The sequence below is a fragment of the Streptomyces sp. NPDC057565 genome (genome assembly GCF_042801455.1).
In the GTDB taxonomy this organism is placed as follows: Bacteria; Actinomycetota; Actinomycetes; order Streptomycetales; family Streptomycetaceae; genus Streptomyces; species Streptomyces yanii.
On record NZ_JBHVFU010000005.1, the window covers coordinates 159,245 to 180,684 of the forward strand.

Here is a 21,440-nt window from a genome sequence, read left to right on the forward strand (position 1 = left end):
TGAATGTGCTGGGTGATGCACTGCAGAGCAAACTCTCCGGGACCAGTCCACGACAAGGGCCAATAAGGGGCCGGTGGATCGTTTTGGCTGCGTACGGCCGCGTACCGCCTCGTACGACCCCGTACGGGGCAGGGGCGGTACGCGTCCGGGTCAGCTGACCGGGCGGTCCGCCAGGGCCACCGGCGGCTCGTCGTCCATTTCGAAGGCCAGCGGGAACGGTGCGTGCCCGGCCAGCCGGAACCAGCGCACCGTGCGGTGGCGGCGCAGCGCCCGCGCCGCGCGCACCGCGTCGTTGTGGAACCGCCGCGCCATCGGCACCCGGCGCACGGCCGCGGCCAGTTCGGACGCCGCCTCCTCACCGCCGGGAATCTCCTTCACCGCCTCCACCTGCGCCGTCTCACCGAACACGGCCCGCAGCGCGGTGCTGAGCTCGCTCTCCGCCACCTCACGGTGTTCCTCCTCGGACTGCCGGGCGGCGTGCGCGGCCTCGTACAGCACGATGGAAGCGGCCGGGTCGAGGACACCGGATGTGGCCAGTTCCTGGGTGACCGAGGCACGGCGCAGCAGTTGGGCGTCGAGGGCGGCGCGGGCGGCGTCGATCCGCGTGTGCAGCCGGTCCAGCCGCCCGGCGGTCCAGCTGAGGTACAGGCCGATCGCGACGAGCGCGACGGCGATCCAGATGAGGGTTTCGGTCACGGGCCGCAAGGCTACCGTCGCGGGCACCCCGCCCCGCCCTCCGGCCCGCCGCAGCGCGGGACAAGGACCGCTGAGGCCCGCCTCAGTCCCGGGCCAGCCCGAACCGGGCCCGCAGCCCCGTACGTTCGTCCGTCGCCACCGACGCGGCCCCGTCCGTCACCGTCTCGTACACCGCGAGGATGTCCGCCCCCACCGTCGACCAGTCGAACCGTCGCACATGAGCGCGGCCACGGTCGCTGAGCTCCGCGCGCCGCTCCGGGTCGCCGAGCAACCGGATCGCCGCCGACGCCAGCGCCTCCGCGTCCTCGTTGGCGAACAGCTCGCCCGCCGCACCCAGGTCCAGTACCTGGGCGAACGCGTCCAGATCGCTGGCGAGGACCGGCGCGCCCGCCGACATCGCCTCGACCAGGATGATCCCGAAGCTCTCGCCGCCCGTATTCGGCGCGACGTACACATCGACACTGCGCAGCAACCGCGCCTTGTCCTCGTCGCTCACCATGCCGAGGAATTCGACGCGCTCGCGCATCGCCTCGGGCAGTGAGGCGACCGCCTCCTCCTCGTCGCCGCGCCCTGCCACCAGCAGCCTGGTCTCCGGGCGGGCGGCGAGGATGGCGGGCAGCGCCCGCATCAGGACGGGCAGGCCCTTGCGGGGCTCGTCGATACGCCCGATGAAGCCGATCGTCCCGCCCTGCCACTCGACCTTGGGATCGGCCTTGTCGAAGAAGCCGACATCGACCCCGTTCGGGATGACGACCGCGTCGCCGCCGAGGTGCTCGACCAGGGTCCGGCGCGCGTACTCGCTCACCGCGATGCGCGCACTGATCTTCTCCAGCGCGGGCTGCAGGATCGGGTACGCGGCGATCATCGCGCGGGAGCGCGGATTCGAGGTGTGGAACGTGGCGACGATCGGTCCCTGCGCGGCCCAGCAGGTGAGCAGGCCGAGAGACGGCGAGGTCGGCTCATGGATGTGGATCACGTCGAAGGTGCCGTCGTGCAGCCAGCGGCGCACCCGCGCCGCGGACAGGAAACCGAAATTCAGCCGGGCGACGGAGCCGTTGTACGGGACGGGCACGGCACGGCCCGCCGACACCACGTACGGCGGCAGCGGCGTCTCGTCGTCGGCGGGGGCCAGCACCGATACCTGATGGCCCAGGCGGATCAGGTGTTCGGCCAGGTCGCGGATGTGGAACTGGACGCCGCCCGGTACGTCCCAGGAGTACGGGCAGACGATGCCGATCTTCACGACTGCTCTCCACGGGGTTCGAGGTCGGCGAGCCAGAGCCGCTGCAGCATGTGCCAGTCCTCCGGGTGCTCGGCGATTCCGGTGGCGAAGGCATCGGCCAGCGCCTGCGTCATCACAGACGTCTTCTCGGTGCGCGTACCTGACTCGGGCACCTCGACGGCCGGGTGGATCCGGGCCTTCATCACGGACGTCTCGTCGTACCGGAGCGTCACGGGCAGCAGCAGCGCGCCGGTCTGCTGGGCCAGGAGCGCGGGTCCGGCGGGCATCCGTGCCGTGTCACCGAAGAACTGCACCTCGACGCCGGAGGCGGAGAGGTCGCGGTCGGCGACCAGGCAGACCAGTCCGCCGTCGCGCAGCCGCCGCGCCAGGGTGCCGAAGGCCGACCCGCCGGTGTGCGGCAGGACCTCCATGCCGAGCCCCTCACGGTAGGCGACGAACCGGTCGTACAACGACTCGGGCTTCAGCCGCTCGGCGACCGTGGTGAACGGCACCTTCAGATCGGTGGTGACCCAGGCTCCCGCCAGGTCCCAGTTCCCCAGGTGCGGCAGCGCAAGGATCACACCGCGTCCGGCGTCCAGACCCCCGGTCAGCCGGTGGACGTCCGTCACGTCTATGCCGGCCCTGATCCGCTCCGGGCTCCAGGTGGGCAGCCGGAACGACTCCATCCAGTAGCGCATGTACGAGCGCATCCCGGCCTTGGAGAGTGCGGCGAGCCGGGCCGGGCTCGCGTCCGGCACCACCCTGGCCAGGTTCGACTCCAGCCGCAGCACGCTCTTGCCGCGCCGCTTCCAGACCTGGTCGGCGAGGGTACGGAAGAGCGCCCGGGCGGCCGGCTCCGGCAGCTTCTTGACCGCGCCCCAGCCGAGCCCGTACAGCCCGTCGGTCAGCCGGTCCTTCAGCCCGGCCCTCGGTCCACCCTCGGCGCCGCTCACTTCGCCGCCTCGCTCCCCCGGTCCGCCGCGGCTGCCGCGTCGGCCTCCGCGGACTCGCGGCGCACGGTCACGACACGCTGTACGAGCGTCACCAGGCTGCCCACGGCGACGATCCACAGCGCGATCGGCAGCAGGATGTCGATCCCCGGCACACCGAACGCGTGGAGCCCGGCGAGCCCGGCCGCCACCAGGGAGATGACCAGCCGCTCGGCCCGCTCCACCAGACCGTTGACCGCGACCGGCAGCCCGATCGACTCGCCCCGCGCCTTCGTGTAGGAGACCACCTGGCCGCTGGCCAGGCAGAAGATCGCCACCGCACACATCACGTTGTCGTCGCCGTTGCCCGCGTACCAGAGTGCGAACCCGCCGAAGATCGCACCGTCGGCGACCCGGTCCAGGGTCGAGTCCAGGAAGGCGCCCCAGCGGCTGGAGATGCCGGCCTGTCGGGCCATGTTGCCGTCGACGAGGTCGGAGAAGACGAAGATCGTGATGACGATCGTGCCCCAGAAGAACTCCCCCATGGGGAAGAAGACCAGCGCACCTGCCATCACTCCGGCCGTACCGATGAGCGTGACCGCGTCAGGGCTCACGCCGAGACGGAGCAGCAGGGCGGCGAACGGTGTGAGGACACGCGTAAAAAATGCACGCGCGTACTTGTTCAGCATGGCCTTCCCGAGGGGTCGGTGGGCCGTGCGGCCCCTTCGGCCACCGGCTGGCCCATCGTAGTCACCAGTCGGACGCGTCCACTGTCCGGGCATCCGTCCTCGTGCGTCGGCGTCCGACGTATGGACGCAACCTGACCGGAGTGGAAAGCTCGAATTACCGCGGGCGTCGTCGTAGCCGCCGCGGCGGCTCCTCGTGCCCGCGTCCTCCTTCTCCCCCACCGCGCCAGACAATCTCCCCGCACAGCGCACCCCACCGGGAGGCACATCATGGGCGACAAGGCACATGCACACACCGGGGCCGCCGGCAGAGCAGCAACGGCCGACCGGCCCTCCTCCGTACGGAACGTGGTGCTGGTCGGCCACAGCGGATCGGGCAAGACCACCCTCGTCGAAGCCCTCGCGCAGACCGCTGGAGCGGTCAACCGGGCCGGCCGGGTCGAGGACGGCGGCACGGTCTCCGACTACGACGAGATCGAACACCGCCAGCAACGCTCCGTACAACTCTCCCTGGTCCCCGTGGAATGGGGCGGGTACAAGGTCAATCTGCTGGACACCCCCGGGTACGCCGACTTCGTCGGGGAACTCAGGGCCGGTCTGCGGGCAGCGGACGCGGCCCTTTTCATCGTGTCGGCGGCCCAGGAGGCCGACGCGGTGGCGGGCACCACCCGCGCCGTGTGGGAGGAGTGCGCCGCCGTCGGCATGCCGCGCGCCATCGTCGTCACCCACCTCGACACGGCCCGCACGTCCTTCGACGAGATGACCCGCGTCTGCGGCGAGATCTTCGGGGGCGACGACCCCGACGCCGTACTGCCTCTCTATCTGCCCGTGCTCGGCCCCGAGGGCCCGGACGGGCACGCCCCGCTGACCGGGCTCACCGGACTGCTCACGCAGCGTGTCTTCGACTACTCCTCCGGTGAACGGAAAGAGACCCCGCCCTCCGACGACCAGCACGCACCGCTCCAGGACGCCCGCAACCGGCTGATCGAAGGGATCATCGCCGAGAGCGAGGACGAGACCCTGATGGACCGGTACCTCGGCGGCGAGGACATCGACATCAAGACGCTGATCGACGACCTGGAGCGCGCCGTCGCCCGCGACGCCTTCCACCCCGTCCTCACGGCGGCGCCCGCCGGCGAGGACGGGCGCCAGGGCATCGGTACGGTCGAACTCCTGGATCTGATCACCGGGGGCTTCCCGACCCCGCTGGAGCGCCTGCTGCCCGCTGTCACCACGCCGAGCGGCGCCCTCCGCCCCGCCCCGTCCTGCGACCCCGACGGACCGCTGGTCGCCGAAGTCGTCAAGACGGCCTCCGACCCGTACGTCGGCCGCGTCTCCCTGGTCCGCGTCTTCTCCGGCACGCTGCGCCCCGACGAAACGATCCACGTCCTGGGCCACGGACTCACCGACCCCGGCCACGAACCCCGTCCCGTCCACGAGGCAGAGGTCCGCGTCGGCGCGCTGTCCGCCCCGTTCGGCAAGCAGCAGCGCGCCCTGACCAGCTGCATCGCCGGAGACCTGGCCTGCGTCGCCAAACTGGGCGGCGCCGAGACCGGGGACACCCTCTCCGCTCCGGAGGATCCGCTGCTGATGGAGCCCTGGTCCATGCCCGACCCGCTGCTGCCACTGGCCATCGAGGCCCACAGCAAGGCGGACGAGGACAAGCTCTCCCAGGGGCTCGCACGGCTCGTCGCCGAGGACCCGACCATGCGCCTCGAACAGAACCAGGACACCCATCAGGTGGTTCTGTGGTGCCTCGGCGAGGCCCATCAGGACGTGGCACTGGACCGGCTGCGTACCCGGTACGGGGTACAGGTCGACACCGTCTCCCACAAGGTGTCCCTGCGCGAGACGTTCGCCGGCCCGTCGAGCGGCCGCGGACGGCACGTCAAGCAGTCCGGCGGCCATGGCCAGTACGCCATCTGCGAGATCGAGGTGGAGCCGCTGCCACCCGGTTCGGGCATCGAATTCGTCGACAAGGTGGTCGGCGGAGCCGTACCCCGCCAGTTCATCCCGTCCGTGGAGAAGGGGATACGCGCCCAGGCCGCCCGCGGAGTGGCGGCCGGCCACCCCCTCGTCGACGTGAGGATCACCCTGCGGGACGGAAAGGCCCACTCCGTGGACTCGTCCGACGCGGCGTTCCAGGCGGCGGGCGCACTGGCCCTTCGTGAAGCGGCTGCGGAGACCCGGATCCAGCTCCTCGAACCTGTCTCCGAGGTCCAGGTTCTCGTCCCCGACGGCTACGTGGGGCCGGTCATGAGCGATCTGTCGGGGCGCCGCGGCCGGGTGATCGGCACCGAGCAGTCAGGGGCGGGGCGCACGCTCGTGCGGGCCGAGGTGCCCGAGCTGGAGATCGGCCGGTACGCGATCGACCTGCGCTCCCTGTCGCACGGCACCGGCCGGTTCGACCGGTCGTACGCCCGGCACGAACCGATGCCACCGCAGCTCGCCGATCGCCTCCGCGAACAGCAGGAAAACACCGCAAACGGCGCCTAGTCGGCGGCCCCGCCCGCCCTTGTCCACAGGGGCGGGCGGGGTTCCGATCCGGACGATACGCTGTGGTCCCAGCTCAGAAGGTGTGCCGGGCACGGCAGTTGGGAAACAGCCGCAGGAGTGGTTCCTTGGCGGCAAGTGGGGGCGACAGTGGCCAACGACGGATTCGATTTCTCTCCCGGAGCGCAGATCCCGCTCCAGGGGGCGGCCGGACAGGCGGTGGCGACGAACGCCCTCGCCTCCGCCGCGTACCGCGACAGCCCGGTGGCAGACATCCTCAAGGCCGACAGCGAGTGGCACAAGTCCAAGATCGAGGATGGCCGGTCCAAGCTCTTCAAGAGCAAATACTTCACCCCCAACCTCGGCGAGGCCTTCTCCCGCGCCGTCCAGGAACGGATGCTGGGCGGCGCCCGCAAGGCCCTCATCCAGTCCTTCGGCACCGACCCGCAGACCGTCGTCGAGCACTGCCTGTCCGCGACCCGCCTCCGCAAGGCCCGGGACACCAAACTGACCCTGGTCACCGTGCTCTTCGGTTTCCTCTTCCTGCCCGGACTGCTCCTGTGGGTCCTCGCGTTCCGCCTCCGCGACGGCCTGGGCTCCACCAAGGACAAGGCCCTCAGCGCCCTCGGCATGGCTCTGCTCCCCGTCATCGGCATCGTGGCCCTGATCTTCCTGATCAAGCTGCCGGTCGACGGTCTCCTCGCGCTGTACCTGCGCGCGATGATCGTCGCCCCCGTCATCGGCTGGCTGATCGCCAAGCGGATCGCCGAGACCTCCGCCAAGGACATGCGCGCCCGCTGGGAGGGGCTGCTCTCCGGCGGCGGGGTCATCGCCAAGATCCCCGAGGCCGTGCCGAAGAATCCCAACGAGACCGCCCGCGAGGCGCTGCGCCAAGGCCTGGAGAAGCTGTCGGCCGAACAGCAGTCCAACTGCGTCTTCTATGCCGGCCCCAAGGGCATCCTCGGCATGGGCACCCGCTGGGGCAGCTGGCAGCTCGCCGAGGAACTCGTCTCCAAGGAACCCGGCAAGGAGTTCCACCAGTTCCGCAGCTGGGACCTGATTCGCGTCATCCACGACCAGCTCAAGCAGTTGGAACGCGGACCGCTTCACACCGGCGGATTCACCACGCCCTCGGTCACCCACTGGATCGTCTCGCCCGTCGGTGAGAACGCCGACTCGGTCTCCCGTCCGGAGGGCGAGGACGTCGCCACCTTCCAGGTCAAACCGCACGAGATACAGCGCATCTGCAACCACCAGCAGTTCGGCAGCGGCGACCGCCACTACCTGGGAGTCCAGTTCACCCTCTGGGACGGTCAGCTGGTCATCACCATGATGATCACCGTCACGGTGCTCCACGAGACGCTCCGGATCGAGGTCACCGGGCACGCCCTCGGCCCCGTCCACTCGCTCTTCACGAGCAAGCCCGAGGCCAAGACGAAGACGGTCAACAAGACCGTCAGGTTCTGGGAGACCCGCAAGATCACTCTCCCACTGGTGGAGTCCAAGGAAGTCGTCCGTCTCGCCCTGCGCGCCCCTTTCACCTGGTACCCGCCGCTCCTCGACTACCTGGGCGGCAAGATCACCCTCCCGGAGCCGTTCGGCCTGCGCCACGCCTGGGCCGAGAAGCCGTGGCGCCACCGCTTCATGGCGGACGACGCGATGCGCGCCGCCACCCCCGTCCTGCGTGCCGTGCACAACGCGGCCATGCGCGTCCTGGACGAGAACGGCGTCGACACGGAGCGCTTCGACAGCCGGTCCATGATCCTCAGCGGACTGGTGCAGGACCCGACCCCCAAGAAGGCCGACGTGTACGACGCGTAGAGCAGACGGAAGAGGCGCCCGGGACCTCCCGGGCGCCTCGTGCTCGTACCGCTCGGCTCAGGCCGCGGGCCAGGCGTCGGCCAGCATCTTCCGGGTATCGGCGAGCAGCTGCGGCAGCACCTTCGTGTGACCGACGACCGGCATGAAGTTGGTGTCACCGCCCCAGCGCGGCACCAGGTGCTGATGGAGATGCGCGGCAATGCCGGCGCCCGCCACCGTTCCCTGATTCATCCCGATATTGAAACCGTGCGCCCCCGAGGCCGCCCGCAGCGCCGTCATCGCCCGCTTGGTGAAGTCGGCCAGCTCCAGCGTCTCCGGACCGTCCAGCTCCGTGTAGTCGGCGACATGCCGGTACGGCACCACCATCAGATGTCCGCCGTTGTACGGATACAGGTTCAGCACGGCATAGACCTTCTCGCCGCGCGCCACGATGAGTCCGTCCTCGTCCGACTTCGCCGGGATCGCGCAGAACGGACAGCCGTCGCCGGCCTCCGGGCCGGTCGGCTTGTTCTCACCCTGGATGTACGCCATCCGGTGAGGCGTCCACAGGCGCTGGAACGCGTCGGGCGTTCCCACTCCGATCTGCTGCTCCGGCTCAGTCGTCATGCAGATCAGCATATTGCTTCACTCCTGCGGAGCGTGTCGCCGGGGGCCGCCCCCGTCGCCGGACGACGATCCTGAGGCCATGAGCGACCAGCCCGCAGACTCCTCCACCCCTCTCCGGCTGAGGCGCTGGGAGCAGCGCACGGAGGTTCCGCTCTTCGTCGCGTCGCTGTTCTTCCTCCTCGGGTACGCGCTCCGCGTCCTCGTTCCCGACCACACCCAGCCGTGGCGTGACCTCGCCCTGACCCTGGTCCTCGCCACCTGGCTCCTCTTCGCGGCGGACTATGCCGTACGGGTCCGGCTCAGCGGCCAGGGTCTCCGATTCCTCCGCACCCACTGGCTGGACACGGTGGTGCTGGTGCTGCCGCTGCTGAGGCCGTTGCGTCTGATCCGGGTCTACACAGCGGTCCAGCGGCACAGGGTGCAGCCGCGGCTGAGCCTGTACGCCCGCGTGATCAGCTACGCGGGTATGACCGCCCTGCTGCTCGGACTCTCGGCCGCGCTCGCCGTGTACCACGAGGAACACCTGGCTCCCGGCGCCACGATCCGGACGTTCGGCGACGCGGTGTGGTGGGCGTGCGCGACGCTCACGACGGTCGGATACGGGGACGTCGTGCCGGTCACGCCGCGCGGCAGGACCGTCGCGACGGGGCTGATGGTCTGCGGTCTGGCGCTGCTGGGGGCCGTGACGGGTTCGTTCTCGTCGTGGCTGGTGCAGGTGTTCACCCGGGAGGACGAGAAGAGGCCCCCGGGGCGCGGTTAGCGCTCCGGGGGCCTCCCTGTCGGTCGGGTCAGACCTGGACGCGGTCCTCGACGGCCTTCTGGATCTTGGCGATGGCATCCTCGACCGGGATGCCGTTCTCCTGCGATCCGTCGCGGTAGCGGAAGGAGACGGCGCCGTTGGCCATGTCCTCATCACCCGCGATGATCATGAAGGGCACCTTGGCCTTCTGCTGGTTGCGGATCTTCTTCTGCATCCGGTCCGAGGAGGCGTCCACCTCGACCCTCAGGCCCTTCTTCCTGGCCTGCGCAGCGAACTCCTGGAGGTACGGGATGTGCGCGTCGCCGATCGGGATGCCGACCGCCTGGACCGGGGCCAGCCAGACCGGGAACGCACCCGCGTAGTGCTCCAGCAGCACGGCGAAGAACCGCTCGATGGAGCCGAACAGGGCGCGGTGGATCATGACCGGGCGCTGCTTGGTCCCGTCCGGACCGGTGTACTCCAGGTCGAAGCGCTCCGGCAGGTTGAAGTCGAGCTGCACGGTCGACATCTGCCAGGTGCGGCCGATGGCGTCCTTGCACTGGACCGAGATCTTCGGGCCGTAGAACGCGGCGCCGCCCGGGTCCGGAACCAGGGGCAGACCCTGCTTCTCGGCAACCTGGCGCAGCGTCTCGGTGGCCTCTTCCCAGACCTCGTCCGAGCCGACGAACTTCTCCGGGTCCTTGGTGGAGAGCTCCAGGTAGAAGTCGGTCAGACCGTAGTCGCGCAGCAGGTTCAGGACGAAGGTGAGCGTCTTGTCGAGCTCCTCCGCCATTTGCTCCCTGGTGCAGTAGATGTGCGCGTCGTCCTGCGTGAAGCCGCGCGAACGGGTCAGGCCGTGCACCACGCCCGACTTCTCGTAGCGGTACACCGTGCCGAACTCGAAGAGACGCAGCGGCAGTTCACGGTAGGAACGGCCGCGCGCGTCGAAGATCAGGTTGTGCATGGGGCAGTTCATCGGCTTGAGGTAGTAGTCCACCCCGTCGTCGAGCTGCATGGGCGGGTACATGCCTTCGGCGTACCAGTCCAGGTGGCCGGACTTCTCGAAGAGCTTGCCCTTGGTGGCGTGCGGCGAGTAGACGAACTCGTAGCCCTCCTCCTCGTGCCGCTTGCGCGAGTAGTCCTCCATGGCCCGGCGGATGATGCCGCCCTTGGGGTGGAAGACGGCGAGGCCGGGGCCGATCTCGTCGGGGAAGGAGAAGAGGTCCAGCTCGTTGCCGAGCTTGCGGTGGTCGCGCTTGGCGGCCTCCTCCAGGAACTCCAGGTGCGCCTTGAGCTCGTCCTTGGTGGGCCAGGCGGTGCCGTAGATGCGCTGGAGCATCGGGTTCTTCTCGCTGCCCCGCCAGTACGCCGCGGCGTTCCGCATCAGCTTGAACGCCGGGATGTTGCGGGTGGTCGGCAGGTGCGGACCACGGCAGAGGTCCTTCCAGCACAGGTCACCGGTCTTGGCGTCCAGGTTGTCGTAGATGGTCAGCTCGCCGCCGCCCACCTCGACATCCGCGCCGTCGTCGGTGGAGGCGGCACCCTTGATGCCGATGAGCTCCAGCTTGTACGGCTCGTCGGCCAGCTCCTCACGGGCGGCCTCGTCGGTGACGACCCGGCGGGAGAACCGCTGTCCCCGCTTCTGGATCTCCTGCATCTTCTTCTCGATGGCCTTGAGGTCCTCGGGGGTGAACGGCTTCTCGACGTCGAAGTCGTAGTAGAAGCCGTCCTTGACCGGCGGGCCGATGCCGAGCTTGGCCTCGGGGAAGAGCTCCTGCACGGCCTGCGCCATGACGTGCGCGGTGGAGTGCCGGAGGATGTTCAGGCCGTCCTCGGAGGAGATCTCGACGGGCTCGACGACCTCGCCGTCGGCGACGACGTATGCGAGGTCCTTCAGCTCACCGGCGACCCGGGCGGCGACGACGGTGCGCTCGCCGGGGAAGAGCTCGGCAGCCGTAGTGCCCGTCGTCACCACGCGCTCTTCCCGCTCGGAATCGCGTTGGATGATCACACGGACGTCTGACACCGGTCTCTCCTGACTGAAGGGGGGTGCGCGCCATATTCCACTGCGCACGCAAGAGGAATCGTACCGAGCCGACGGCCCCCTTCGCGAAAGGGTTCGTTCCGGCAGTGGCCCCGCACCGTGCCGGACCCCTCATTCCGGCTATTCGCCCGTGCAGGCCTCCTCGAAGTAGTCGACGTTCTCCTGGAGCGATTTCATCAGCCGGTCCCGTTCCGCCTCGTCGACCTGTACGGGCACCACTTGCGAGGCCCGGGTCAGCCGCCGGAAGCCGCCCCGGCTCTCCAGTCGCCCCTCCACCCGGATCGGCAGTCCGACGAGGTGCGCGTGGCCCGCGATCCGGTACGCCTCCTCGTCGAGCTCCAGCCGTACGTGTGGCACCTCGGCCCCAGCCAGCACCCTCAGCCGCACGGTTCCCGCGCCGCGCGGTCCCGAGCGGCGCAGCCGGACGACCGCACCGGTGATCCGGACCGCGACGGCGGGTTCGTCCTGCTGGTAGCGGGCTCCCGCCCGGCGCAGGGCGGGCAGGTCGCCCGGCGAGAACTCCACCGGTTCGGGCCGGGCGGGGCAGCCTTCGGGGGTTCCTGCGGCTGGTGCCCAGGCGAGAGAGATCCTGGTTCCCTCCGATCCGCGGACCAGCGCGATGACGGCCTCGGTCAGCTCACGGCTGACGCCTGCTTCGACGGCACTGTCGAAGGCTTCCATGCCTCCGGTGGCGCGCTGGAAGTCGATGGCTTCGCGGGTGGCGTGCAGGGCGTGGCAGAGCCGTACGGCGACGGCCCGGCCGGTTTCGACGGGGAGACAGGCAGTGAGGTCGCGGCCGCCCGGTGCGGGTCCGACGAGGACGCCTTCGAGCGCGGCGAGGGCCCTTCGGCGGTGGCGCGCGCCGTGGAACCCGGTACGGGCCCGCACGGCGAGCGCTCCGGCGAGCAGGATCTGCCGGGCCGCGGCGCGCAACTGCTCCGCGGCGGTCCAGCCGGCCGCTCCGGCGGCGCCCGCGGGACCGGCGGCGCCGTCGGGGACATCGCGCCACCAGCGGATCTCGTCGCTGGGCACAGCGAGGGAGACCAGCACCTCTCGGGCGGAGGGGGCGGCGCTGCGGGCGAGTGCCGTGAGTGCTTCACCGAGCAGGTCCTCGCTGTCGGGGAAGGCGGTGGTGTCGGGTACGAGGAGGCTCGTGCCGCCGGAGGGTGCCGCGGCCCCCGGTGGGGTCCATCGGCTGTAGCGTCCGGCCGCACCGCCGCGGCGGTGCCAGCCGTGCCGGTCGAGCAGGGCGCCGAGGACCGCGGGGTCGACGCGGGCGGGGTCCGGGATGTCCCCGAGGGGTGGCAGGGCGGTGGGCCAGTGGGTCACGGTCTCGCTGGGGTGTGGTCGCGTGCCCGACGGGATCGTGCTGTCGGCGGGCTCGTCCATCGGCCGGTGCATCAGGGTCTCCCTCCCGCCCCGACCCGCGTCATGATCTCGCAGAGCGCGCGGTCGTCGAATATGTGCGTGGTCGGGATCCGCACAGTGGTCCTGTGCCGGCCTGTCACCGCGTGGCCGGCCAGGTTGGTCCAGTAGCAGCAGTGCCGCAGGTCGAGCCGTTCGTGCCCGGCGCGCAGCCAGTCGTCCTGGCTGCGCGGTACGAGCATCACGACCAGGATCTTGTGCACCGACACGGGCGTCCGGGCGAGTTTCACGAGGTGGGCGTTGTCCAGCGTGAAGGCGAACGTCGGTCCGGATGGGTGCGGCGGTATCTGGTAGGTGCATTTGAGCTGCACCTTGATGGTCACCTCGTCGTCGACGGTGTGGCCGGGGGCGCCGTGGCTGACATGCCAGTCGATGCCGTTGTCGGGAAAGGGCTGCGACAGGGAGCATCCCGCCGCGGCCGCGACCGCGTGCAGGTAGCCCACCTGAAGGGTCTCCATGCAGGCGGTGGTGGCGAGTGTGCCGCGCAGCGGAGCGATCCGCTGGGGCAACAGCCCGCTCGGGTCGGGCTGCGCGAGCGCCATGGCTCCGTATGCCTTCCGGGCTGTGCCGATCGGTTGGTCGGTCGGTGCGTCCTCAGGCAACTTTCTTGCCTGTCCTCTGTGTTGTCACCGCAGCGAGCGGTCCGCAAACGGCGTATCAGGCAAAGGGCGCGGGTATCACCGAATCGGGCAGGGGGATCACGCCATCTGCCGGTCAGGCACGAGGAGTTCGGGGATGAGTCACTGGTACGACGGGCCGCTGGCCGCTTTTGACACCGAGACAACGGGAGTGGACGTCGAGGAGGACCGGATCGTTTCGGCCGCCCTGGTCGTCCAGGACGCGGCGGGCGGGCGCATGCGCGTCACCCGCTGGCTGGTGAATCCGGGGATTCCGGTGCCCGTGGGGGCGACCGAGATCCACGGTCTGACCGATGACCATCTGCAGCGCAACGGCAGGTGGCCTGCGCCCGTGGTGGAGGAGATAGCCCGGGCGCTGGCCGAACAGTGCGCGGCGGGACGCCCGCTCGTCGTGATGAACGCGCCGTTCGATCTGACGCTGCTCGACCGGGAGCTGAAGCGGCACCGGGCGTCGTCGCTGGCCGGCTATCTGGGGAATACACCGCTGTGCGTGCTGGATCCCCGGGTTCTGGACAAGCACCTGGACCGCTACCGCAAGGGGCGGCGCACGCTCACCGATCTCTGTGCGCTGTACGAGGTGGTGCTGGACGGCGCTCATGACGCGGCGGCCGACGCGGCGGCGTCGCTGGAGCTGGTACGGGCGGTGGGGCGGCGCTTTTCGTCGCGGCTGGAGCGACTGTCTCCGGCGGAGCTGCACGCGCTGCAGGCGGTGTGGCATGCGGCGCAGGCGCGCGGTCTGCAGGCGTGGTTCGCGAAGAGCGGGACGCCGGAGACGGTGGATCCGGCCTGGCCGCTGCGTCCTGAACTGCCCGCCGCTGCGTGATCCCGGACGCCCCGGGGTGGTTCCGGACATGCAGAGGCCGGCCCGTCGATGCTGCTGACGGACCGGCCTCTCCCGGGGTGGGCGATACTGGTTTCGAACCAGTGACCTCTTCGGTGTGAACGAAGCGCTCTCCCACTGAGCTAATCGCCCGGGAACGGACTGAACCATACAGGTCCCGGTGGGTGTGGTTCAAACTCCTTCGAGCCGGGCCGCCAGTCCGCGGCGTCCCGCCCGCATCATGAGCGCGTGGTTCACCCGGAACACCGCACGTCCGGGCACGGCGAGCAGCCGCATGATCCGCCGCCGCACCTCGACCTCCTGCTCGTACGTGGCACGGCTGCCGGTGCCGTGCGCGGTGACGGTCCAGCGGGCCCAGCCGTCGAGGTCGCCGTCGAGGGTCACTTCGAGGATCCCGGCAGCCGGGTCGCGGCGGCTCGCGCGAACGGTCATGACCAGGTCGTACGGGAGGGCGGAGCGGATGCGCATGGTTCCGGTGGTGTCGTCGACGGAGGTGACCTCGCGAACCTGCGGCCACCACTGCGGGTACTCCTCGGCGCGTTCCAGGATTCCGTACACGGCATCGGGCGGGGCGGTTACGTCCCAGATGCTCACAAAGCGGTAGTGGCTCCAGCCCATGGGTCCCAGTCTGCGCGTACTCAGTCCCGTACCTGAGTATCCGAGCGCATGTCCGCATCTGTGGGCCGCGCCACACTCCCGAATATGGAACATGTGCCGCCGCCCGCCGAGGAATTGGCGCTCCTCGACCGCGAACTGGTTCGGCTGGACGCCCGCCGGATGCAGCTGCTGGCCCGTCGTGCCTGGCTGGTGAGCGTGCTGCAGCCGCCGGCCACGTCTGCGGGACCGGCGTCCGCCGCACCTCCCGGGCCGGCGCAGCCGTATCCGCAGTGGCCCGCGGCCCCCTTCGGCTCTCCCGGTGCGCCGGTCCCGCCGCGCAACGCCCAGAATGTGCTGCTGAGTCTCGGCGGACTGCTGCTGACGATCGCGGCGATCGCGTTCACCCTGGTCAGCTGGGGTCATCTGGGGATAGGCGGTCGCTCGGCGGTGCTCGCCCTGGTGACGGTCGCGGCGTCGGCCGCACCCGCGCTGCTGCTGCGCCGCGGTCTGTCGTCGACGGCCGAGTCGCTCGGCGCGCTGGCTCTGGTGCTGATGGTGCTGGACGCGTACGCGCTGCACGCGGTGGCGGCGCCGGACACGGACGGTCTCGGGTTCGGCGCGGTCGCGTCGGCGGTGCTCGCCGTGCTGTGGACGGCGTACGGCCTGGCACTCGGCAAGCTTCGTCTGCCGCTGCCGGTGGCCGTGGTGAGTGTGCAGTTCACGTTGGTGCTGTGGGCGTGGTCGGCGGGTGCGTCGGCCTCGGTCTTCGGTTGGGCGCTGGTGCTGACGGCGATGCTGGACTCTGCGATCGCCCGGTGGGGCAAGGGCGTTGGGGTCCGGGTGACCGCGTCCGTCTGCGGATGCGCGACGGGGCTCTCCGGGGCGCTGGTGGCGCTGGTGCAGTCGGTGACGGCTGGTTCGCCCCTCTCCGCCGTTGCCCCGGGGGCACTGTTGCTGGTGGGAGCGGCGGTCGCGCTGTTCGCGGTGTGGCGGGCGCCGAAGGAGATCGCGGTGGCCGGCGGGGTGGCGGCCGGACTGGCGGTGGTCGCGGCTGTGGGCGGTGTGCTGCGCGCGGGGGTCGCCGAGGACTGGTCGGTTCCGGTGTATCTGCTGTGCGGTCTGGTGCTGTGTGCGGCGGTACGGGCTCCGCTGCCCCGTCCGGCCGGACGGGGCGTCCTGTGGGCGTCGGCCGCGGTGGTCTCGGGCGCGGTGCTGGCGGCTGCGCCGGCGGTCGCCATGACGCTGACGGGTCCGGTGTCGCGGTGGGCCCGGGTGTGGTCGGGTGCCCCGGACGGCAGTGCGCGCGGTGCGCTGGGGCTGGAGGGTGCGCAGTGGTCGCAGCTGTACACGGCGCCGGTGATTCTGCTGGTGGTGGCCGGTCTGCTGGGGGCGGCACATCGCTGGTGGCCCCGGTGGGTGCGGGTGGCCGGTGCGGTGATCTCCCCGGGCGAGTCGTGGCGGGGTGCGGCGGGGGCCGGTGCGCTGGTGATCGGGTGGGCGGGGCTGCTGGTGGTGCCGGTCGCGCTGGACGCTCCGTACGCGGCCGCGGTGGTGGTGCAGTTGCTGCTGATCGCGGCGCTTCTCGCCGGGGCGGTACGGGTGTTGCGTCGTGGGGCGGGGCCGGTGGCGCCGGCGGCGCTGGTGTGCAGTGTGGTGGGGGCGGTGAGCGTGGGGGCACTGTCACTGGCTGCGGAGCCCGCCACCTATGCGGTGTTCGGGATCCTGCTGGTGCTGTTCGCTGCGGCCGCGGCTAAGACGCGTGCCGAGGGGTCACCGACGGCCCGGGTGACGCAGGGTGCTCTGGCGTGTGCGGCTGTGGTGTGCGGGATGGTGCTCGCCGGGGCCGCCGGGGTGTCGCTGGACCTCGAGGCGTACCGCGCCGCACCGATCATGCTGGTCGTCCCCGCACTGACGGTGCTGCTCGGGGCGCGGCTGCGGGGCGGCCCGTCGGCGCTGCCGGTCGAGCTGACCGGCGCCGTGGCGGGTGCGGTGGCGGTCGGGATGGCCGTGCCGGACAGGCCGTACCTGGCGCTGGTGCTCGCGCTGTGCGGGGTGCTGGCGGCGGGTACGGCGGTGCGAGCGGAACGGCGGCCGGCGGCCGGGTATGTGGCGGTGGTCCTCTTCGTCCTGGCGACGTGGGTGCGGTTGTCGGCTTCCGGGGTGTCGACTCCGGAGGCGTACACGCTGCCGGTGACGGTGCCCGCGTTGGTGGTCGGTGTGGTGCGGCGGCGCCGCGATCCGGCGGCGTCCTCGTGGACGGCGTACGGGGCGGGTCTTGCGGCGACGCTGGTGCCGAGTCTCGTCGCGGCCTGGACCGACCCGTCGTGGGTGCGGCCGCTGCTGCTCGGCGTGGTGGCGCTGGTGCTCACGCTCGCCGGGGCACGGCTGCGGCTGCAGGCGCCGCTGCTGCTCGGCGGCGCGGTGCTGGCATTGGACGCCCTGCACGAACTGACGCCCTATGTGGTTCAGGTGGTCGGTGCGCTGCCGCGCTGGCTGCCGCCTGCGCTCGCGGGTGTGCTGCTGCTCGTCGTCGGGGCGACGTACGAGCAGCGGCTGCGGGATGCGCGGCGGCTGAAGGACACCCTGCGCCGGATGCGCTGAGGGAACACGTGACCGGTGGGCCGGCCCGTTGCTTCACCGCCTCAGGCCGGCAACCGGTCGCCGCTTCCCGTTGACGTCGCCCGCCTTCTCCGGTCCGGCCCGGAAGTTCTCCATGCTGAGATTTCCGACCTTCACCTGGGAATTGAGATCGAGCAGAACCCGCTTGTCGCCGTACGTGCGCAGGAATGCGAGGGAGTTCCGGACGACATCGGGCGCATTGCCCGCGGAGGCCTGGGCATTGAACTTCTTCCAGAAATTCCCGTAGTCCTGAAAGTCCGTCTTGGCCTTGGTGTTCGGATGCTTCTTCTCAATCAGCGCGGCGACACACCCCTCCCGGGCAGACAGCACCCGCTGCCACGATCGATTGAATCGTGCGAGAAAGCGCTTGCGCGGGACAGCCGGGAGTCGAAGGGGTCGACGTCAGCGGTTGGAACGGAATCAGTCGAAGCGCTTCAACCGCATGCCGCGGCGCGTGGTTCGCGGGGCGTTCCGACGGGGCTCGTACCGCCGCGGAAACAGGCGGGAGGGCGCCCGATCGGCGCGGGAAACGCAGAGGGTCCGTGAGACTCTGCAGTCTCACGGACCCTCTGTCCGGGTGGGCGATACTGGTTTCGAACCAGTGACCTCTTCGGTGTGAACGAAGCGCTCTCCCACTGAGCTAATCGCCCGGGCGCACTGCAAACATTACCCCATGTCAGCGGTGCTCTCCGACCACCCCCGGGTCACTCGTGGATCTTCCACGGCATCACGATTCCGAACTTCCAGACATAGATCCCGACCAGCACGACGATGATCACGAGTCCGATCACGGTGAGGATGATGTTCCGCCGCCGGACCTTCGGGTCGAGCGCCTTCTGGGCGGCCTCGGTCACCTTTCGGCGCGTCCAGCGGAGCACCAGCTGCGCCCAGACGAACTCGGTCGCCCAGATCGCCATGCCACCGAAGATCACCAGCCAGCCGGGCCCGGGCAGCGGCAGCATGATGATGCCCGCCACGACCACGGCGAGGCCGACCACGAAGACGCCGACCTGCCAGCTCAGATGCAGGGCTCTGGACGCCTTGACGAACCCCGGCGCCCGGGAGCCGAGCGCCCGCTCCTCCTTGACCACATCCTCGATGACGTCCGGCGACCCGTCCCCCGTCACTTCCCCCGTGGCGGGCGACGGAGTCGCCGCTCCGGCGACTCCGTCCCGCGCGTCACTCTCCGCATTCATGGCCCCAACCTACCGGAACGGCCTTTGTCACCGGAATGGCCGCATAACCCAAAGTTACACACCGCCACACGAGCGACCTGAACAACCACAAAAGGGTCAGAGGGGTTTACAACGCCACCGTAGGTGGCATGTCGATTTCGCCGACGTGCGAATCCCCGAGCGCACACTGAGCGAAAGGCCCTGGCGCTTATGAACACCACGGTCAGCTGCGAGCTGCACCTGCGCCTCGTTGTGTCGAGCGAGTCCTCACTGCCTGTACCCGCGGGCCTGCGGTATGACACGGCCGATCCGTATGCCGTGCACGCCACCTTTCACACCGGAGCGGAGGAAACGGTCGAATGGGTATTCGCCCGCGACCTCCTCGCCGAGGGGCTGCACAGGCCCACCGGCACCGGAGACGTTCGCGTCTGGCCATCCCGAAGTCACGGCCAGGGCGTCGTCTGCATCGCACTGAGCTCCCCAGAGGGCGAAGCCCTGCTCGAGGCCCCGGCCAGGGCCCTGGAGTCGTTCCTGAAGAGGACCGACGCCGCGGTTCCACCCGGCACCGAGCATCGTCACTTCGACCTCGATACGGAGCTTTCACACATCCTGGCCGAGAGCTGAGCCAGGTCGAGAGCTGCACGGCGCCGTCCGACTCGGGGCGACGGTGCCGCGCGGACAACCTCATAGGGCAGACACCAGCGCCGTCATCACGGAATCCACTGTGGTGACGGCGTCGGCGCGCGTTCGACCGGAGGCATGACGGGTGCACGCCCCGGCCCTCCCGTACGCGCCGGGCGGGCCCTGTGCGCCCTCAGCGCCCCTGAGCGCCCCCGCTGGCCCCTGGTCGGCCGATACGTGCTCCTCGCCGGCCCCAGGGCCCCTCTCGGGCCGCAGTGCGTCCTCGCCGAGCCAGTAGAGTCAGCCGGCATCGGTGGGCGCCCGCCCGCCGGAGGCCAGGGAGCGAAAGCGTGCTGATCCCCCACGACACCCGGATCGCGCTCGACATCGTGGTCGAGCTGGTGAACACCGCACCGGAGACCGATCAGCCGGAGGGCGGACCGAGCGACGGTCTCGCCGGCATCGAAGCGCTTTACCGATTCGCCCGGCGCCACCGCATCAGCGGCGTGGCCGAACTCGGCGAGAAGGATCTTCGGGCCGTACACGACGTACGGAGGCGGTTCGCCGAGATCTTCGCGGCGCCGGACGCCGAGACGGCCGCCGGTCTCGTCAACAGCCTCGTGGCCTCAGCGGGCACCACGCCGCAGCTGAGCAACCACGACGGCTACGAGTGGCATGTGCACTACTTCGCGCCGGACGCATCGATCGCCGATCACCTCGCGGCCGACTGCGGCATGGCGCTCGCCTTCATCGTGGTGGCGGGCGAACAGGAACGACTGCGGCGCTGCGAGGCACCGGACTGCCGGGACGCGTTCGTGGACCTGTCCCGCAACCGCTCCCGCAGGTACTGCTCCAGCCGCACCTGCGGTAATCGGCTGCATGTCGCCGCATACCGGGCGCGCCGCAGAGAAGCGGCCGGCTGACCGCTCGCCGCCCGTTTCATCGCCCGCTCACAGCAGGAAGAGATCGTGCAACGCGGCCATCAGCAGCAGGCCGCCGACCACCGTGAGGAAGATCATCAAAGGGGGCTGGGACAGCGCGAAGAGGCAGCCACGCGGCTCTTCGGCAGGGGGTGCGGGGGCATCGCCCGGGGAGGTGTCCACCATCTCGGGACGATCATGACGCAGACCGGACCCCTTTGGCGATCAACACGCCTCTTTGTGACGGGAGTTCACCCCCGTCGAGGCCGAAAGGATTCGCTCCGGTGTCCGGTCCGCTGTCACATATTCGGGCTCACGGCCGGTTCTCCCGCGCCTCCCGCCCCCCGGCCGGATCAGCCGAGATCGCGCAACATCCGCAGCTGGGCGGCCCGGTGGACCGAAGAGCCGCCCTCGTGACCGTTCCAGGGGTAGACCTCGATCTCCTTCGGTCCCGCCCAGTGGTTGTACGCGGCGAAGACCGTGGACGGCGGGCAGACCAAGTCCATCAGCGCCACCGAGTAGAGCGCCGGGACGGTGGCCCGGGCGGCGAAGCTGATCCCGTCGAAGTACGAGAGCGTACGGAACACCCGGTCGGCGACGCCGTGTTGGGTCGAGAGGAAGCGGACGATCTCCTGGTAGGGGTCCTTGTCGGTGATCTCGACGGCCCGCCGGAAGTGGGTCAGGAACGGCACGTCGATCAGCGCCGCCTTCACATACGGACTGAGCCCCGCCACCGCCTGGGCGATGCCGCCGCCCTGGCTGCCGCCGTGCACGACGATCCGGTCGGGGTCGACGGACGGGTGGGCGCGGGCCACATCGACGGCGCGGACCGCGTCGGTGAAGACCCGGCGGTAGTAGTACTCGTCGGGGTCGAGGATGCCGCGGGTCATGAAGCCGGGCGACTGCGGGTTGGCGCCACCGTGGGGGTCGGGGGTGGAACCCGCCGAGTGGCTGTTGACGGCGCCCTGACCGCGGGTGTCGACGAGCAGGGTGGCCCAGCCGGCCGCGGGCCAGACGAGATGGTCGTGCGGCAGCCCTCGGCCGCCGCCGTAACCGAGGTAGTGGACGACGCACGGAAGGGGACCCTCGGCACCCGCAGGAACGTTCAGCCAGGCGCGTATACGGTGTCCGCCCCAGCCGGAGAAGGTCACGTCATGTACCTCGACGGCGCTCAACGCGGCGTCGTACGACTGGAATTCGGGGTCGAGCGGGTATGCGGCCGACTCGTCGAGGGTGCGCTTCCAGAAGGCGTCGAAGTCGTCGGGTTCACCGGACTCCGGGCGGTAGTCGCGAAGTTGGTGCAGCGGCAGATCGAACAGGGTCACAGTGTCTCCGTTTCGGACATGCGGCAGGGAGGGGGCGGAAGGA

General features: G+C 70.2%; 19 protein-coding genes, 2 tRNA genes and 1 pseudogene. 7 read left to right on the forward strand and 15 right to left on the reverse strand.

The window, feature by feature from the left end; all coding sequences use genetic code 11:
- Positions 1 to 150: 150 nt before the first annotated feature.
- From ACFU8W_RS13150 to pgsA, 4 genes are all read right to left on the reverse strand, one after another.
- Positions 151 to 696: a hypothetical protein gene (locus ACFU8W_RS13150; protein WP_266987897.1), complete on the reverse strand. Its 546-nt coding sequence runs from the start codon at positions 694 to 696 to the stop codon at positions 151 to 153.
- An 82-nt stretch (positions 697 to 778) separates the two neighbouring features.
- Complete coding sequence (locus ACFU8W_RS13155) at positions 779 to 1,939, reverse strand: glycosyltransferase family 4 protein (protein ID WP_384035643.1); 1,161 nt, start codon at positions 1,937 to 1,939, stop codon at positions 779 to 781.
- Positions 1,936 to 2,871 carry a phosphatidylinositol mannoside acyltransferase gene (locus ACFU8W_RS13160; protein WP_384035646.1) on the reverse strand — a complete coding sequence of 312 codons (936 nt, stop codon included), beginning with the start codon at positions 2,869 to 2,871 and terminating at the stop codon, positions 1,936 to 1,938. The genes ACFU8W_RS13155 and ACFU8W_RS13160 overlap by 4 nt, the downstream gene beginning before the upstream one ends.
- Positions 2,868 to 3,536 carry a phosphatidylinositol phosphate synthase gene (gene pgsA, locus ACFU8W_RS13165; RefSeq protein WP_345513171.1) on the reverse strand — a complete coding sequence of 223 codons (669 nt, stop codon included), beginning with the start codon at positions 3,534 to 3,536 and terminating at the stop codon, positions 2,868 to 2,870. The genes ACFU8W_RS13160 and pgsA overlap by 4 nt, the downstream gene beginning before the upstream one ends.
- Before the next feature lie 267 nt (positions 3,537 to 3,803).
- Between pgsA and ACFU8W_RS13170 the strand changes: the two genes are divergently transcribed.
- Both ACFU8W_RS13170 and ACFU8W_RS13175 read left to right on the forward strand, forming a co-directional pair.
- Entirely contained in the window at positions 3,804 to 6,029 is a 2,226-nt protein-coding gene (locus ACFU8W_RS13170) for an elongation factor G-like protein EF-G2 (RefSeq protein WP_384035650.1), read from the forward strand.
- 147 nt (positions 6,030 to 6,176) lie between these two features.
- A complete protein-coding gene (locus ACFU8W_RS13175; protein WP_384035653.1) occupies positions 6,177 to 7,847 on the forward strand; it encodes a hypothetical protein in 1,671 nt (556 codons plus the stop codon).
- Positions 7,848 to 7,904: 57 nt separating this feature from the next.
- Here the strand turns inward: ACFU8W_RS13175 and ACFU8W_RS13180 are convergent, their stop codons facing one another.
- Positions 7,905 to 8,465 carry an HIT domain-containing protein gene (locus ACFU8W_RS13180; protein ID WP_345513167.1) on the reverse strand — a complete coding sequence of 187 codons (561 nt, stop codon included), beginning with the start codon at positions 8,463 to 8,465 and terminating at the stop codon, positions 7,905 to 7,907.
- Between the two features lie 67 nt (positions 8,466 to 8,532).
- Between ACFU8W_RS13180 and ACFU8W_RS13185 the strand changes: the two genes are divergently transcribed.
- Complete coding sequence (locus ACFU8W_RS13185) at positions 8,533 to 9,213, forward strand: potassium channel family protein (protein ID WP_384035657.1); 681 nt, start codon at positions 8,533 to 8,535, stop codon at positions 9,211 to 9,213.
- 28 nt (positions 9,214 to 9,241) lie between these two features.
- On the opposite strand, the gene thrS is transcribed toward ACFU8W_RS13185, so the two are convergent.
- The 3 genes from thrS to ACFU8W_RS13200 form a co-directional block, all read right to left on the reverse strand.
- Positions 9,242 to 11,218, reverse strand: a complete 1,977-nt coding sequence (gene thrS, locus ACFU8W_RS13190) for a threonine--tRNA ligase (protein WP_345513165.1) — start codon at positions 11,216 to 11,218, stop codon at positions 9,242 to 9,244.
- Positions 11,219 to 11,356: 138 nt separating this feature from the next.
- Positions 11,357 to 12,637, reverse strand: a complete 1,281-nt coding sequence (locus tag ACFU8W_RS13195) for a hypothetical protein (RefSeq protein WP_384035661.1) — start codon at positions 12,635 to 12,637, stop codon at positions 11,357 to 11,359.
- Positions 12,637 to 13,203: a DUF4365 domain-containing protein gene (locus ACFU8W_RS13200; RefSeq protein ID WP_384035664.1), complete on the reverse strand. Its 567-nt coding sequence runs from the start codon at positions 13,201 to 13,203 to the stop codon at positions 12,637 to 12,639. Before ACFU8W_RS13200 ends, ACFU8W_RS13195 begins: the two co-directional genes overlap by 1 nt.
- 193 nt (positions 13,204 to 13,396) lie before the next feature.
- On the opposite strand from ACFU8W_RS13200, the gene ACFU8W_RS13205 reads away from it, so the two are divergent.
- Positions 13,397 to 14,122: a 3'-5' exonuclease gene (locus ACFU8W_RS13205; protein ID WP_384035667.1), complete on the forward strand. Its 726-nt coding sequence runs from the start codon at positions 13,397 to 13,399 to the stop codon at positions 14,120 to 14,122.
- Between the two features lie 78 nt (positions 14,123 to 14,200).
- Here ACFU8W_RS13205 and ACFU8W_RS13210 read toward each other — a convergent pair.
- Positions 14,201 to 14,272, reverse strand: a tRNA-Val gene (locus ACFU8W_RS13210).
- A gap of 39 nt (positions 14,273 to 14,311) precedes the next feature.
- Positions 14,312 to 14,758 (reverse strand): SRPBCC family protein, encoded by a 447-nt coding sequence (locus ACFU8W_RS13215; protein ID WP_384035670.1) that lies wholly within the window; start codon positions 14,756 to 14,758, stop codon positions 14,312 to 14,314.
- An 84-nt stretch (positions 14,759 to 14,842) separates the two neighbouring features.
- Between ACFU8W_RS13215 and ACFU8W_RS13220 the strand changes: the two genes are divergently transcribed.
- The gene (locus ACFU8W_RS13220; RefSeq protein ID WP_384035673.1) at positions 14,843 to 17,338 is read left to right on the forward strand and encodes an SCO7613 C-terminal domain-containing membrane protein; all 2,496 of its coding nucleotides are present in this window, start codon (positions 14,843 to 14,845) and stop codon (positions 17,336 to 17,338) included.
- 63 nt (positions 17,339 to 17,401) lie between these two features.
- Here the strand turns inward: ACFU8W_RS13220 and ACFU8W_RS13225 are convergent.
- The 3 genes and pseudogenes from ACFU8W_RS13225 to ACFU8W_RS13235 all read right to left on the reverse strand — a co-directional run.
- Positions 17,402 to 17,686, reverse strand: a pseudogene (locus tag ACFU8W_RS13225) (extracellular solute-binding protein); the annotation flags it as partial.
- 248 nt (positions 17,687 to 17,934) lie between these two features.
- A tRNA-Val gene (locus ACFU8W_RS13230) sits at positions 17,935 to 18,006 on the reverse strand.
- Positions 18,007 to 18,060: 54 nt separating this feature from the next.
- Positions 18,061 to 18,552 (reverse strand): TIGR02611 family protein, encoded by a 492-nt coding sequence (locus ACFU8W_RS13235; protein WP_384035676.1) that lies wholly within the window; start codon positions 18,550 to 18,552, stop codon positions 18,061 to 18,063.
- A 189-nt stretch (positions 18,553 to 18,741) separates the two neighbouring features.
- Between ACFU8W_RS13235 and ACFU8W_RS13240 the strand changes: the two genes are divergently transcribed.
- Positions 18,742 to 19,155, forward strand: a complete 414-nt coding sequence (locus tag ACFU8W_RS13240; protein ID WP_003959770.1) for an SsgA family sporulation/cell division regulator — start codon at positions 18,742 to 18,744, stop codon at positions 19,153 to 19,155.
- A gap of 347 nt (positions 19,156 to 19,502) precedes the next feature.
- On the forward strand, positions 19,503 to 20,075 hold the full coding sequence (locus ACFU8W_RS13245) for a CGNR zinc finger domain-containing protein (protein ID WP_345513158.1): 573 nt from the start codon (positions 19,503 to 19,505) through the stop codon (positions 20,073 to 20,075).
- 27 nt (positions 20,076 to 20,102) lie between these two features.
- Here ACFU8W_RS13245 and ACFU8W_RS13250 read toward each other — a convergent pair whose 3' ends face one another.
- Positions 20,103 to 20,258, reverse strand: coding sequence for a hypothetical protein (locus ACFU8W_RS13250; RefSeq protein ID WP_266987865.1), 156 nt, complete (start codon positions 20,256 to 20,258; stop codon positions 20,103 to 20,105).
- A gap of 167 nt (positions 20,259 to 20,425) precedes the next feature.
- Positions 20,426 to 21,397, reverse strand: coding sequence for an acetylxylan esterase (locus tag ACFU8W_RS13255; RefSeq protein ID WP_384035680.1), 972 nt, complete (start codon positions 21,395 to 21,397; stop codon positions 20,426 to 20,428).
- Positions 21,398 to 21,440 lie beyond the last annotated feature (43 nt).

Coding starts and splice junctions, on each gene's coding strand:
- ACFU8W_RS13200 (WP_384035664.1), bottom strand. CDS start 13,203: ATGGCGCTCGCGCAGCCCGACCCGAGCGGGCTGTTGCCCCAGCGGATC.
- ACFU8W_RS13240 (WP_003959770.1), top strand. CDS start 18,742: ATGAACACCACGGTCAGCTGCGAGCTGCACCTGCGCCTCGTTGTGTCG.
- ACFU8W_RS13170 (WP_384035650.1), top strand. CDS start 3,804: ATGGGCGACAAGGCACATGCACACACCGGGGCCGCCGGCAGAGCAGCA.
- ACFU8W_RS13215 (WP_384035670.1), bottom strand. CDS start 14,758: ATGGGCTGGAGCCACTACCGCTTTGTGAGCATCTGGGACGTAACCGCC.
- pgsA (WP_345513171.1), bottom strand. CDS start 3,536: ATGCTGAACAAGTACGCGCGTGCATTTTTTACGCGTGTCCTCACACCG.
- ACFU8W_RS13195 (WP_384035661.1), bottom strand. CDS start 12,637: ATGCACCGGCCGATGGACGAGCCCGCCGACAGCACGATCCCGTCGGGC.
- ACFU8W_RS13220 (WP_384035673.1), top strand. CDS start 14,843: ATGGAACATGTGCCGCCGCCCGCCGAGGAATTGGCGCTCCTCGACCGC.
- ACFU8W_RS13185 (WP_384035657.1), top strand. CDS start 8,533: ATGAGCGACCAGCCCGCAGACTCCTCCACCCCTCTCCGGCTGAGGCGC.
- ACFU8W_RS13180 (WP_345513167.1), bottom strand. CDS start 8,465: ATGCTGATCTGCATGACGACTGAGCCGGAGCAGCAGATCGGAGTGGGA.
- ACFU8W_RS13250 (WP_266987865.1), bottom strand. CDS start 20,258: ATGGTGGACACCTCCCCGGGCGATGCCCCCGCACCCCCTGCCGAAGAG.
- ACFU8W_RS13235 (WP_384035676.1), bottom strand. CDS start 18,552: ATGAATGCGGAGAGTGACGCGCGGGACGGAGTCGCCGGAGCGGCGACT.
- ACFU8W_RS13205 (WP_384035667.1), top strand. CDS start 13,397: ATGAGTCACTGGTACGACGGGCCGCTGGCCGCTTTTGACACCGAGACA.